The organism is Pararobbsia alpina (assembly GCF_902859895.1).
Taxonomy (GTDB): domain Bacteria; phylum Pseudomonadota; class Gammaproteobacteria; order Burkholderiales; family Burkholderiaceae; genus Pararobbsia; species Pararobbsia alpina.
Genome location: NZ_CADIKM010000204.1, coordinates 1 through 700 on the forward strand (window position 1 = coordinate 1; position 700 = coordinate 700).

A 700-nucleotide genomic window follows, 5' to 3' on the forward strand; every position below is an offset into this window, starting at 1 on the left:
GTACGTGCCACCTCTATAACAGGCACGACCCCACCGAGCGGGACGGTCGCGAACTCGCCGACCTCCGAAGCTGGCTTCGCCTATATGTGGCACTCGCACAATGAGCGCGAGATTACGACGAACAACATCTTCCCAGGCGGAATGATGATGATGATGCTCGTCGATCCGCAAGTGTCCACGATCAACGAAGGCAATTAGAAGCGGGGAGTCACGCGATGAGAACCACCCAATTCAAAGGGACGCTCTTCGACCTGATCAAGGCAGGCGTCGCAGCGACGATCCTGCTCACGGCCAGTGCGACGTCCTTCGCTCAAAGTGTCAGTCTGACGGCGAAGGCCGCGACGATCGCGCTCCCCGATGGCCAGGTCGTGCCGATGTGGGGCTATACCTGTTCGGCCGCCACGGTGGCGCCGGCTTCATGCGCAGCGTCGAATCCGGGCGCGGGCGCGAACTGGTCGCCCGTCGTGATCACGACGCCACCGGGATCGTTGACGATCAACCTCACCAACAGTTTGCCCGGCGCGGTGCCGACGTCGCTTGTCGTCGTCGGCCAACTCGGCGGCGGACTCGGCACGACCGCGACGAGCACGCCCAGCCCGGTGCATCCGACGCAAACCGCGACGACCTGGCCGATTGCGGGAACCGGGAGTGGCGCGACGTTCACCCCGCCCACGCAGGGACCCCGCGTGCAGTCGTTTGC

1 protein-coding gene and 1 pseudogene are annotated in these 700 nt (G+C 64.6%); both read left to right on the forward strand.

Annotation, left to right across the window (positions count from 1 at the left end; translation table 11 throughout):
- Positions 1 to 198: pseudogene (locus tag HV670_RS30280) on the forward strand (multicopper oxidase family protein); the annotation flags it as partial.
- Between the two features lie 17 nt (positions 199 to 215).
- The coding region (locus tag HV670_RS30285; RefSeq protein ID WP_175108582.1) for a hypothetical protein at positions 216 to 700 on the forward strand (485 nt) is incomplete at its 3' end.